This window comes from Nostoc sp. (assembly GCF_036916575.1).
GTDB lineage: Bacteria > Cyanobacteriota > Cyanobacteriia > Cyanobacteriales > Nostocaceae > Nostoc.
Genome location: NZ_JBALGC010000002.1, coordinates 82,969 through 95,901, shown reverse-complemented (window position 1 = coordinate 95,901; position 12,933 = coordinate 82,969). Strand labels below are relative to the sequence as shown.

The 12,933-nt window shown below is 42.3% G+C and carries 11 protein-coding genes and 1 pseudogene; 9 read left to right on the top strand and 3 right to left on the bottom strand.

What is annotated here, in order from left to right; translation table 11 throughout:
- Positions 1-268: 268 nt before the first annotated feature.
- Positions 269-1,558 carry a Glu/Leu/Phe/Val family dehydrogenase gene (locus tag V7L29_RS00860; protein ID WP_334734221.1) on the top strand — a complete coding sequence of 430 codons (1,290 nt, stop codon included), beginning with the start codon at positions 269-271 and terminating at the stop codon, positions 1,556-1,558.
- A gap of 88 nt (positions 1,559-1,646) precedes the next feature.
- Here the strand turns inward: V7L29_RS00860 and V7L29_RS00855 are convergent, their stop codons facing one another.
- Positions 1,647-2,783 (bottom strand): Gfo/Idh/MocA family oxidoreductase, encoded by a 1,137-nt coding sequence (locus V7L29_RS00855; RefSeq protein ID WP_334734220.1) that lies wholly within the window; start codon positions 2,781-2,783, stop codon positions 1,647-1,649.
- A gap of 259 nt (positions 2,784-3,042) precedes the next feature.
- Between V7L29_RS00855 and V7L29_RS00850 the strand changes: the two genes are divergently transcribed.
- The gene (locus V7L29_RS00850; RefSeq protein ID WP_334734219.1) at positions 3,043-3,207 is read left to right on the top strand and encodes a hypothetical protein; all 165 of its coding nucleotides are present in this window, start codon (positions 3,043-3,045) and stop codon (positions 3,205-3,207) included.
- Positions 3,208-3,303: 96 nt separating this feature from the next.
- Positions 3,304-3,785, top strand: a pseudogene (locus tag V7L29_RS00845) (DUF29 domain-containing protein).
- Positions 3,786-3,919: 134 nt separating this feature from the next.
- Here the strand turns inward: V7L29_RS00845 and V7L29_RS00840 are convergent.
- Complete coding sequence (locus tag V7L29_RS00840) at positions 3,920-4,207, bottom strand: hypothetical protein (protein WP_334734218.1); 288 nt, start codon at positions 4,205-4,207, stop codon at positions 3,920-3,922.
- Positions 4,208-4,462: 255 nt separating this feature from the next.
- Here V7L29_RS00840 and V7L29_RS00835 point away from each other — a divergent pair, with 255 nt between their 5' ends.
- The 5 genes from V7L29_RS00835 to minE all read left to right on the top strand — a co-directional run bounded on the left by V7L29_RS00835 (position 4,463) and on the right by minE (position 9,337).
- Entirely contained in the window at positions 4,463-5,125 is a 663-nt protein-coding gene (locus V7L29_RS00835) for a hypothetical protein (protein ID WP_334734217.1), read from the top strand.
- A 56-nt stretch (positions 5,126-5,181) separates the two neighbouring features.
- Positions 5,182-6,519, top strand: a complete 1,338-nt coding sequence (locus V7L29_RS00830) for a four-carbon acid sugar kinase family protein (protein WP_334734216.1) — start codon at positions 5,182-5,184, stop codon at positions 6,517-6,519.
- Positions 6,520-6,870: 351 nt separating this feature from the next.
- Positions 6,871-7,911 carry a septum site-determining protein MinC gene (gene minC / locus V7L29_RS00825; protein ID WP_334734215.1) on the top strand — a complete coding sequence of 347 codons (1,041 nt, stop codon included), beginning with the start codon at positions 6,871-6,873 and terminating at the stop codon, positions 7,909-7,911.
- A gap of 287 nt (positions 7,912-8,198) precedes the next feature.
- Positions 8,199-9,005 (top strand): septum site-determining protein MinD, encoded by an 807-nt coding sequence (gene minD / locus V7L29_RS00820; RefSeq protein WP_174712164.1) that lies wholly within the window; start codon positions 8,199-8,201, stop codon positions 9,003-9,005.
- A 35-nt stretch (positions 9,006-9,040) separates the two neighbouring features.
- Positions 9,041-9,337: a cell division topological specificity factor MinE gene (gene minE / locus V7L29_RS00815; protein ID WP_334691787.1), complete on the top strand. Its 297-nt coding sequence runs from the start codon at positions 9,041-9,043 to the stop codon at positions 9,335-9,337.
- Positions 9,338-9,623: 286 nt separating this feature from the next.
- On the opposite strand, the gene V7L29_RS00810 is transcribed toward minE, so the two are convergent.
- Positions 9,624-10,949 carry a hypothetical protein gene (locus tag V7L29_RS00810; protein WP_334734214.1) on the bottom strand — a complete coding sequence of 442 codons (1,326 nt, stop codon included), beginning with the start codon at positions 10,947-10,949 and terminating at the stop codon, positions 9,624-9,626.
- A gap of 979 nt (positions 10,950-11,928) precedes the next feature.
- On the opposite strand from V7L29_RS00810, the gene fmt reads away from it, so the two are divergent.
- The gene (fmt, locus tag V7L29_RS00805) at positions 11,929-12,933 is read left to right on the top strand and encodes a methionyl-tRNA formyltransferase (RefSeq protein WP_334734213.1); all 1,005 of its coding nucleotides are present in this window, start codon (positions 11,929-11,931) and stop codon (positions 12,931-12,933) included.

The following is a 12,933-nucleotide window of genomic DNA, read 5'->3' as shown; positions in this document are numbered from 1 at the left end:
GGCGTTGATGAATCGAATGGGAGGTGCTATCCCAGAACCCTACGAGGGAGAGGATTTCTTATTTTCCTCTGCCTAGAGTGATGGAAGAGCGCTAACAAAGCAGACTATCTAGAATGTATTAGTCCATATACTGCTTTGCATCTTTATCAGAATATAAAATAAAAAACAGTAACAAAAACTACAAAACCTTTATTTTACCCAAAAAAAAGATAAGCTAGTTAAATATGATATCCGGTTCGCAAAGATACCGTGATTAGGAGAAAATTTTATGATTTCAAAATCTCTGTTGCTGCCAGAACCAGCTTCTCCGGCGCACATATGCCCATTTGACCAAGCTTGTAGCTACTTAGAAGCAGCAGCTAAAGAATTAAATTTAAATCAGGGTTTGCTGGAAATTCTCAGCCACCCGCGTAAGGTTGTCACGGTTTCCATTCCTGTGAAACTAGATGATGGGGAAATACAAGTTCTCGCTGGACATCGTGTACAGCACTCTGATGTTTTAGGCCCCTACAAGGGCGGAATTCGTTACCATCCGGCTGTAACATTGCGCGAAGTATCCGCTCTGGCAATGCTAATGACCTGGAAATGTGCCTTATTAGGTATTCCTTACGGTGGTGGGAAAGGTGGTATTGCCATAGATCCAAAACGCTACAGTATTGGCGAATTAGAGCGAATCAGCCGCCGTTATATCAGCGAGTTAATTAAGGATATTGGGCCTGCCGTAGATATTCCTGCACCCGATATGGGTACTTCTGCTCGTGAGATGGCTTGGATGATGGACACTTACTCTGTAAATGTCGGTCATGCTGTGCCAGGAGTTGTAACTGGGAAACCCCTTTCTATTGGTGGTTCGCTGGGACGGGAAATGGCAACCGGACGTGGCGTGATGATTATTGTCCGTGAGGCGCTGGCAGATCAAGGTAAATCCTTGGCAGGAGTGCGAGTAGCTATTCAGGGTTTCGGTAACGTTGGTAGTGCCGCAGCGGAATTACTATATCAAGCGGGCGCGAAAATTATCGCTGTTTCAACGGGTGCTGGGGGAATATTTTCCGAAGTTGGTCTTGATATTCCCAAGTTGAAAGTCTACGCTGCTGAAAATCGCAAGAGTATTATGGGTTTTCCGCAATCTGTACCAATTAGCAATGCAGATTTATTAACTTTACCCTGCGATGTCTTAATACCAGCAGCTTTAGAAAACCAGATCACTGAAGAAAATGTAAATCAGGTGCAGGCGCAAATTGTCGCAGAAGCAGCTAACGGCCCGGTTACTCTTGAGGCTAACTTGTGGTTAGAGGCGCGGGGTGTGACAGTGCTACCGGACATCTTGGCGAATGCTGGCGGTGTGGTGGTGAGCTATTTAGAGTGGGTGCAAGGTCTTTCCTACGTATTTTGGGATGAGGAGCGTGTCAACCGCGAAATGGAGCATTTGATGGTGCAAGCCTACCGCCAGGTGATTCACCAGTCGGAGGTACGCCAAATTCCTTTAAGGTTAGCAGCTTACACCATAGGGGTGGGTAGAGTAGCTCAGGCGCTGACTGACAGAGGTCTTTATCCTTAAGTTTTTATACTTAGTTGTTTACCGGGCAGAATAGATCATTGTCGGTAGGAATTTTACTTGATCCGCCATTGATTTATCTGCCTCTACCTTACTCCCCAGAAGGTGAACCAGCATGAATCAGGTCTGGCGTCTCCTCAGCAGGAGGACGCTGAATAGTTTGAGCCGATGTAGGACGTTGATGGCGTAGTTTACCGCCGCAGGCATCGCGAGTTTGTATTTGCACGGGTTGACCCGTCTCAATTGACTGGTAAAGCGCTTGAATAATAGAAACATCAATCAGCCCTTCCGTCCCAGATGGCTCTGGGTCTTTATCTTCGAGAATACAATCAGAGAAGTAAGTAAATTCAGCCGCTAATTGATCGTGATCCTCAAAGGTACGCTCTTGGGTTTCACCATTAATTGTCAGGTAGTGCTTCAGTTCTCCCTGCCAAGCATAGGCAGGTTCTACTAGTAAATCGCCTTGAGTACCTACAATCTGATAGGTCGAAACACTTGCCCCTCCAAAGCTACAGGTAAATGTTGCCAATTGCTCATCGGGAAAACGCAAGATGACGCTAGTCATTTCTTCGACTTCGCTAAAGCGTTGTTCTCCCTTATTGGCAGCTACAGCAAATACTTCAATTGGTTCATCTTGTAATAGATAACGTGCAGCATTAATGCAGTAGATGCCAATATCATAGAGCGTGCCACCACCTGTGACATCTCGTAAACGAATATTGCCTTCTTCTACTTGCTGAGTAAAAACTGAGTTGAAAATCCGTGGTTCACCAATTTGCTTTGAGCGCACAATTTCGACTGCTTGTAAATTGGCTTCTTCTAAATGTAAGCGGTAGGCAATCATCAGCTTCACATTGTTGTCATTGGCAGCTTTAATCATTGCCTCACACTCTTGTTCTGTAACTGCCATTGGCTTTTCACATAACACATGAATTGCTTGATTAGCAGCCCGCACAGTGTAGTCACAATGCAAGTGATTGGGCAAGGCAATATAAACCGCATCAACCTCGCCGCTTGTCAGACAGTCCTCATACTTATCGTAGGAGTAAGTATGCTTAATACCGTACTTTTTGCTTAGTTCTTCGCTTTTAGTGGGGTCATCTGAAACCAATGCGATTAATTCTGAGTTTTCGGTGTTGGCAAAGGCAGGTAAGGCAGCTTCTTGGGCAAACCAACCTAAACCAACAACAGCGTAACGAATTTTGCTCTTACTATTTGTAGCAGTCATTTTTATACTCTCTAATCAAGGAACAACTTAGGAAACTTAATCCACTAATTAAATGAAAGAATGTCTGTTGCTTTAGTTTTAGCCATTTTTCCCTCAGTAATAATCAATTTATAGGGCTGAAAATTTGGAGGTTGATAAATGGGATCTCGTATATTCTCAATGATTTGGTAAATCAAAACCTCTTTCTTTCAGTAAGCTTTAGTTTAGACTTAAGGAATATTTCTGGTATTGCACCCTAACTGAAATTCATAACCTCGGCATGATGGATACTGAGTATGTAGCGTTAGCAGCCCAAGGCTACGACTCCAATCTGGAACATCAACTGAAGATTTCTCCACAGACCAGTCGCTTATATAATCAATCAACCAACAACTCAACTTTGTTTATTATGATGGTGTCACAGGGAGTATTTTTATTTTGGTGAGAGATTAGAGGCAATTCTGAGTATTCACAAACTCAAGCAAAATTGGTGTATCAAATACACAGTGTAGAATACAAATTATCGGAGTTTAACAAGTGTATGGTGAGCGAAATACAACCAATAACTCAGACTTTATACGACCAAGATTATTACCTTTGGCTCAGGACAACCATCAACCAACTTCGCACTAGTCAGTTTTCATCTGTGGATTTAGATAACTTAATTGAAGAGTTGGAATATACGGGCAGGAGCCAGAAGCGAATGGTGAAAAGTTTGTTAATTCGACTTTTTGACATCTACTTAAGCTCACAGACTGGAATGTAGAACGGGAGCGAAATGAAGGGCATTGGAAAGGTGAAATCAGGACATTCCGTAGAGAGATTAAGGATGAATTCAAAGATAGTCCTAGTCTTAAACCTTACATCTTAGAAATATTTGATAAATTTTATCAAGACGCAAGGACAGAAGCAAGCGATGCCTACGGCGGTAAACCACGCTCTCAACTTTCTATTGATACATTCCCTGTTGCACTTCTTGGCTCTTTAGAACAAATTTTAGATGAAAACTGGTTTCCTGATTGACACTCCCACGGGTCGCTTCGCTAAACCCGTGGGATTCTTGCGTCTAATTCAGTACGAGGTACAATCGAACAGAGATAGCGTTCAATACTCTGCTCTCCCTTGAACTGCATTCATCAGACATCAGCCAACACTATCTAAGTGCTTGTTGTCTCCCCATCAGATACAGTTACTGGGACTAGGACTTGCTTTTTGCGGGATAGACCGTTAATGAAGTCTTCCGCTACAGACCCTACTGCACCTCCAACTAATCCTCCTGCAATAATACCAGCTAGTCCTGCTTTAGAGCCGATATAACTACCAGCAACAGCGCCAACAATACTTCCAAATAAATTACCTCCAACTACAAGTTGAGATTCTTCCTCAGACAGTTCTTGCAATTCGAGTTCTTTAAGATTAGATAAATCAGACAATATGTTACTCATATCTATGCTCCTTACTTATTAATCGTTGTTTTGCGGTCATAATACTCAACTTGACGTGCGCTTAAACGCGATCGCCTACATAAGTACTGCATTGTATCTAAAATAGAAAAAATAAGTGCAAATGCTTTTTAGCTTTATTTAGTCATGTTGCACAGTCTGCTTTTTATCATAACTATGCGTAACCACCCATTGCTTCTTTACCAAACCCGATTAAAATAAATACGCAACTTGGGCTTCCATAGGAGTTATCCAGCCGTGCAGCCGGACTTAATAGGCTTGGAAATTAGTAAGGGGGAACTAAGACGTTTGACTGGGTTCGATCCAGAAGACGTTTTTCGACCCTCTGTTTTGCGAGATAGCAAGAAGCGATTAGGGTTTTTGATTAATGAAATGCTGGTGACGCTGGCGCTAACCCCAATAATTGTGGGCTTTGTTTATGCGTTTATTATTCTGCCAACAATTGGTTCTTCAATTCGACTAGGAATTCTCTTACTAATTCTAGTGCCAATGCCGATATTAGTGGGGCGATGGCTGTGGCGACAAGTAACCTGTCCTGAAGGACTGACAATACTTTTAGATGAAGTTGATAAATATCATGACCTAGTTGCTGCCATAGATATCAATGACCAATTGGCTGCATCAGGAAACGTAAAAAGCAGTATCCATGACCGAGATAAAGTAACCGCCGCCCTTCAACTAATTAGAGAAGATTTAGTCCGCGCTCTGAAAACGGAACGAATTTTGCGAGATAATAAAAAATTGCTTGCTAATAATCAAGAGTTATTTGTCAATAATTTAGCCAATCTGCAAGCTTTAGAAGTTAGTAGTCAAGCAGGCGAATATGCTCAACTGCTAAATCAATCATTGCAAATTGCGATCGATGTGCAAGCAGAAATCAGAAAATTGCACAAAAGCTAAGTAGAGTTTTTCTTTGCTGATGACTTTCCTAAAAAACAATCGCCCCGTTGACTTAAATGAGCAACAAACCCAAAATAATTGTCTTAGATGATGACCCTACGGGTTCTCAAACAGTCCACAGCTGCTTGCTGCTAATGCACTGGGATGTGAACACTTTACGCAGCGGGTTGCAGGATGATTCGCCGATTTTCTTTGTGCTGACTAATACTAGATCCTTAACGCCAGAGTCAGCTGCATCTGTCACCACAGAAGTTTGCCAAAACCTGAAAATTGCTTTGAATGCTGAAGGAATTGACGATTTTCTGATTGTCAGCCGTTCTGATTCTACTTTGCGGGGACATTATCCCATTGAAACTGATGCGATCGCACAAGAACTCGGCCCCTTTGATGCTCATTTTCTCGTACCAGCATTTTTTGACGGCGGACGCATTACCCGCGACAGTGTGCATTACTTAATTATTGCTGGTGTACCCACCCCAGTCCATGAAACTGAATTTGCCCGTGATTCAGTCTTCAGCTACCATCACAGTTACTTACCCAAGTATGTCGAAGAGAAGACTCAAGGAGGAATTAGTGCCGATACAGTAGAAAGATTTCTCCTGGCTGATATTCGCGCTGGTAGTTTGGAACGCTTGTTACAACTCAATGGTAATCAGTGCGCTGTTGTAGATGGTGAAACTCAAGCTGATCTCAACCGCTTTGCAGTAGACATATTAGCAGCAGCAAGTCAAGGGAAACGCTTTCTGTTTCGCAGTGCAGCAAGTATTTTAACGGCTTTAGCGGCTTTACCACCCCAACCTATTGCCGCCGAAAACATGGCGCAGTACGTGCGCCAAGGCAAACCAGGTGCGGTGATTGTTGGTTCACATGTAAAAAAGACTACTCAGCAGTTAGAAGCGCTGTTGGAAGTAGAGGGAACAGTGGGCATTGAAGTGAATGTTGCGCGATTACTTGATGATGATGCAAACCAATCTGCGGCACTGTTAACTGAAATCAAAGAAAGTACACACGCGGTACACAAGGCTGGCAAAACACCAGTGGTTTATACTAGCCGTCAGGAACTGAGTTTTAAAGATGTCAAGACCCGATTAGAGTTTGGGGCAAAAGTCTCAGGTTTATTGATGGATATTGTGCGCGGTTTACCATCTGATATAGGATTCTTAATCAGTAAGGGTGGTATTACCTCAAACGATGTTTTGAGTACTGGACTAGCTTTAACTTCAGCCCGCTTACTCGGTCAAATTTTAGCTGGTTGTTCAATAGTGTTAACGCCATCCGATCATCCTCAGTTTCCTAATTTGCCAGTGGTGCTGTTTCCAGGTAACGTCGGCGATGCTGATGCCTTGGGGATAATTTATCAGAGGTTGACTAAAACAGTTTTGAGTGCTGAGTGAAAATGCTCATAATTCCAAACTACAGTGGATTGCAAGTTAGTGAGGTACAGTGTTTTGGTCTACAAGTCACATAAAAAGCAATACCATTCAGTTAAGCCCAAAATCCTTGGTAGAGACGCTAAATTTCGCGTCTCTAAAGCTCAAAAATTTGACTATAGGCAGAGCCTCGCTGATGGGCATTCCCATGCTCTGCATGGAAACGAGATCATCTCACTTTGACAGGGCTACTCCTAACTCCTAACCAGAGGCGGAGCGTCTTTGGCTTTGTTCCTAACTCCGCACTTTCTTACCTGACACTGATCTAATATTAGTAATTATTCGGAGTGTCCCTTGTCTTTTGGCTAATACTGCATGACTTCTGATTCTGCGACTCCCAATTTAGAGTCAAATTCTGCACTTCCTAATGCAGAACCAAACTCTATCCTTTCTGAGGTAGAGGTAAATCCGACTGTTTCTGATGTAGAGTCAGATTCTATTCTCCCGGATGCTGAGTTAAATTCTGTCCTCCTATATTTAAAATCAAATACTGTCCTTGCTCCTGTAGAGTCAAATACTGCTAACCCAGATGTAGAGTCAAATACTGATGCGGCATCAGATTTTATCCTGACTGATTTAAATCCCAATGAGTCAGTATTATCAGGACATCGCGTAAATGACAATACTCAAGTCCAGTTAAAAAGTCAGGAGGGACGACTGTTATTGATTTTGCCTCCGGAATCTCAAGTATCTGCTTCAGAACTCAGTTGGTCTGATATTTGGCAACAAATAAGACAGCGTTTGAATGCAAGCGATCGCTTCCGTATATCTAACACACCTGTGCATCTGATGGCACAAGACCGCCTAGTAGATGCCAGACAACTGCAAGAACTCGCCGAGGCTTTAACTGAAGTCCAATTGCGGCTAATATCTGTCTCGACTAGTCGTCGGCAAACTGCGATCGCTGCCGTGACATCTGGGTATTCTGTAGAACAACTACAGCCCGTAAGTTCTCTGGTTTCTGAGTCAAAAGCTACAGCTATACCCCAGGCAGATGCCCTCTATTTGGAAATGACAGTCCGTTCTGGAGTAGAAATTCGTCATCCTGGTACAGTAATTGTATTGGGAGATTTAAATCCAGGTGGTATTGTAATTGCAGATGGAGATATTATCATCTGGGGTCGTCTACGTGGAATCGCTCATGCTGGGGCCGGAGGCAATAGTGAATGTCTGATTATGGCTTTGCAAATGGAACCAACCCAATTGCGGATCGCAGATGCTGTAGCTAGGGCACCAGAAAAATTGCCGACGCAATTTTATCCAGAAGTGGCACATATTACCCCCCAAGGGATTCGCATCGCTAGGGCTAGTGATTTTTCCCGAAACCAAATTACTAAGATCAATCAGCAGCCCTAAATATTTACTTAAAGGATGAAGGATACGAAGGATGAAATATAGCGGTTTTTATGTAGATGGAATACACTACTCTAATCCCTAACTCTTTCCCCTAGCTAAGTGTATTGCACATAACCGAGCACAGACGCTGCATCGGCTTGTCGTCAGACATCGCTAGAAAAAAATATTCATCCCTCGCCTAAATCAAGGAGACCAGATATTTCTTCATGCTTGATACGATACTTCATACTTTATACTGCAATTTACTGTTTTATATTTCCTGAACCCTCATTGACCGCATTTCTATCATGACTCGCATTATTGTGATTACCTCCGGCAAAGGAGGAGTGGGAAAAACCACAGTTTCAGCAAATTTGGGCATGGCTTTAGCTAAAATAGGGCGTCAAGTTGCCTTGGTTGATGCGGATTTTGGTCTGAGAAATTTGGATTTGCTGCTAGGGCTAGAAAACCGCATCGTCTATACTGCGGTAGAAGTCTTAGCCAGAGAGTGCCGCTTAGAACAAGCCTTGGTGAAAGATAAGCGCCAACCCAATCTCGTACTCCTGCCGGCAGCCCAAAATCGCTCCAAAGATGCAGTCACACCTGAACAGATGAAGTTATTGGTGAATGCGCTAGCGCAAAAGTATCAATATGTGATCATTGATAGCCCCGCCGGCATTGAAAATGGGTTTAAAAATGCGATCGGCCCAGCAAAAGAAGCGCTAGTTGTCAGCACGCCAGAAATTTCCTCAGTTCGTGATGCTGACCGAGTAGTCGGGTTACTAGAAGCACAAGGTATCAAGCGTGTTCATTTAATAATTAACCGCATCAGACCCGCAATGGTGCAGGCAAATGATATGATGTCAGTGCAAGATGTTCAGGAACTTCTCGCTATTCCCCTGATCGGGGTAATCCCTGACGACGAGCGTGTTATTGTATCTACCAATCGCGGCGAACCTTTAGTGTTAGCGGAAAATCCCTCTTTAGCTGCCACAGCCTTTGAGAACATTGCTCGTAGATTAGAAGGGGAAAGTGTCGAATTTCTGGAAATCGACTCGTCCCAAGACAGCATCTTCGCCCGTTTACGAAGGTTGTTGTGGACAAAGATTGTTTAACTTATTTTCCAGTCTCCGCCCCAGACCTATTCGTAATGATTGAACTTCTAGAACGACTTTTTTCTCGCGGTCCTGATAGCAGTCGAACTCAAGTTAAACGTCGCCTGCAATTGGTGATTGCTCATGATCGCGCTGACATAGACCCTCAAACGTTGGAAAAAATGCGGCAAGAAATCTTAGATGTAGTCTGTCGCTATGTCGAAGTTGAGACAGAAGGCTTAGAGTTTTCTTTAGAAAGCAACCAACGAACCACAGCTTTAATTGCTAATTTACCCATCCGCCGGGTCAAAGGTGTCATACCTGAGTGGGAAAGGGGTGATAAGTCTTTATAGTTTTAATCTTAAGTATTTTTATTTAGGAGGTAGTTAAATTACCTTCAATTGCAACGAATCATACTAACTTTTAGATTAAATGAATGCGGCAAAATTGAGACATTCAAGGGAGTGTTAATACGGGAGTTTGAAGAATGGAAATAACATTTTCAATCATTTTGATTTCTGACAATACCTGATAACTCAAAAGCTCTTTTTGGACTATACACCTATTAGTATTTTTCCTTTAAAAAAATCTCCCGTTGTCGTCACTGCTAACAACGGGAGAATATAAGATTTTTATAAACTATCGGTAGGCTACTTGTGGGCCTGCCCAAATTTCTGTAACCTTTTTACCAAAAGTAATCGGCTGATCATCGTCTGTTGTCGTTACAGTCTTGCCATCATTAGCAACTTGCATTAATGGCCAGTTTTCTTCGCCCAATTCACCCGCACGAAATAGCACATTATCCGGTTGTCTTTTACTCCAACCTAACAATACGGCGATTTTTTCATGTTCTTCCTCATTAGCAGGAGCAACTGTGTTGGCGTGATTTTTTTGCCGATCCCAAATCACTGCACTATCTGTGGAATCACCTGTGTTAAATATACCTTCAAACTTGCGGGCTAAGAAGCGATCGCCTTTTTCTGACCAGCTAACTGGAACTAATACCCCAATCTGACCGTTCGTATCAGTTTCTTCTGATGACGCCGCCTTTACAGCCTTTACCTTTAATAAAGGATCACTAACAGGAGTAGTTGAAGCCATCACCCACAACTTCTTGGTTTGCATATCTTGGACAAACAGAACGCTAGTGACACGGCTGTTGTACATTTGGGGTTTTACTTCTAGTTGCACCCGGCTATAAACAGCATATTTACCATCTGGAGAAACCACAGGTACGCTGCGGTAGTGACGCACTCCCGAACCACCCTTGGAACCAATTGCTTCTTGAGTCGCTGTGATCCATTTCCAAGGAATAGGATGAGGACTACCTATGGGATCTATTTGTTCTGCTTGGGGTTCATCACGTGGTTCAGCAACAGGTACTTCCGTCGTTGTAGTTGGTTGTGATTCTTTAAGAATTGGTGTTACTTGAGTTGCTGTCAATGATTCAGTAAAAGACTTTTCTTTCGAGATAGAATTTACTTGTCCTTTTAAAGACTTGATATTAGCAGCTTTGAGTTTTCGTATTAAATTAAGTTGACTAATAGGAACATTTGTTAATGGTGCGAGTTCAACTGCTGCCAAAGGATCAGGAACAGTTAAATCGCTGTTTGACACAGAACTATCTGCTTGATCCAAAGACTCAATTTTAATTTTATCCGCTGTTAATACTTGCGGTTCCTGGACAGTAGTACTTTGTGTTGGCACAGAGTCAAATTCTTTTGTTAAGGAGTTAACGTGATCTGTTTTTAATATTTCAGCTATTTTAGGTTCCCTAACTACACCTATTTCCTTTGATACAGAGTCAGACTCTCCAGTCATCGGAGTTAGTTTAGTTACTTCGGATTTGACTAGAGTCGAGTGACCCGATGCCCCTAGCAAGGGTGCGAGCAGTATCACAACGACAACGTAATTGAGAAATGGTTGCACGCGGAACCATCCTGATAGCAGAAGGGGTTTAAGCATTTGTAGACTCTCTAGAGGGGCGGTTACTATGTGAGAAGTAATACCTATGCGGCAATGGGGCAGGCAGTAATTATATGTATAACAAGAAATTAAAAGCAATGACTAGATAATTTCTTCAAAGTTTGTAGAGTTTTACAAAAACTAAGTATTATTGTTTACATCTTTTATCACTCATTTACTGAATATTTTTGCGAAAAAATATGCGACTATAGTAAATATACTGATAAGTCAGTAATTACTACACGATATATAATGTTGCTGTTGTTATACCTATTACATCAAAAACAGCTATTAGTCAAGGCAGATTCAAGGTATAGCTTGTAGCTTATGAAGCTGGCAACCAACAGTGAAATGACTTGTTACTGGGGATCGCACTAGTGATCGCTAGTACGCAGCAAACAAACCAGGTTACACACTAGATAACAGCGCAAACCCTCATAATGGTAAACGTGAGGCGTTACGTGAAAAGCTTTTAAAGCCGACACATAACACATCATACTCAGAAAATATTGCTCTGAGCAACCCAAAGCTATAAATCGCGATCCCAACTACAAAAATAGCTAGAAAACGCAATAGTTTTTTAGAAACCCAACTGCATTTAACGTCAATTTGGGGAAAATGATCAAGAACACAATAAAATTTACTCGGTAGATGCTCTAGCGGCTCGTGACGAGACACCACTAAACGATTTGGGTTTCCTTAGGCAGATACAGTTGATACTAGCTGTTACACTTGTCAACTTAACTATTAAGTTAAATCTTGCAGCCTTTGGTTTCACCAATACGAAATTATTGTATCACCAAACAACCGATATTATTTACAGCAAATCAACTCTGCTTTGCAACTGTTGTCCAGAATACAGGAGCCTGCTAAATCCTGGTTTGGTGAATTCTATTTCAACATGCAACTTAAATGTTGTCAGTTATTAAGGGTGCAATTACCATTAACTAATGACTAACGATTAACAAATTAATTATTAATGAAAATTGTATTCTTTGGTACACCAGAGTTTGCTGTGCACACGTTGGAAAAGTTATTGAATCATTCAGAATTTGAGGTATTGGCAGTTGTCACCCAACCAGATAAACGCCGGGAACGCGGAAATAAACTTATGCCTTCACCCGTAAAAGTGATCGCTACTGCTCACAACTTACCAGTATGGCAACCTGAGCGGGTGAAAAAAGACACTGAAACTTTAACCCAACTCAAACAATCAGACGCAGATGTGTTTGTTGTTGTCGCCTATGGACAGATTTTATCGTCAAAAATCTTAAATATGCCAAAATTGGGCTGCATTAATGTGCATGGCTCGATTTTACCCAAATATCGAGGTGCAGCGCCGATTCAGTGGTGTTTGTATAACGGTGAGAGGGAAACGGGGATCACAACCATGTTAATGGATGCGGGGATGGATACCGGCCCAATGTTACAAATAGCCACTACACCGATTGGATTACTGGATAATGCCCAAGATATAGCCAATAGACTAGCTGTGATCGGTGGGGATTTGTTGGTAGAAACTCTGTTGAAGTTGGAACGTCAGGAAATTCAACCAATTCCCCAAGATAATTTAGCAGCTAGTTATGCGCCTCTGATTCAAAAACAAGATTATGGTTTGGATTGGTCAAAAAGCGCTATCGAATTACACAATCAAATCAGAGGCTTTTACCCTAATTGCACGGCTACCTTTCGTAACAACCTGCTGAAAATCACCGCTTCTGCTCCCCTTGGTTCTGTAGGCAATCCCGATCTCCCACCAGAATTACAAGAATTAGTGGATAAATTGTCTGATTTGTCAAATGTATCTGACAGACCGGGAGTTGTAGTGAGCATTGCCAAAGGGATTGGGGCGATCATCCAAACTGGGGAGGGTTTGCTGCTGTTGCGAGAGGTTCAGCTAGCTGGTAAACGTCCGCAGGCGGGATGGGATTTTGTGAATGGTACCCACTTAACTGTGGGAGAAGTTTTTGGTGCAGGGAGTTGA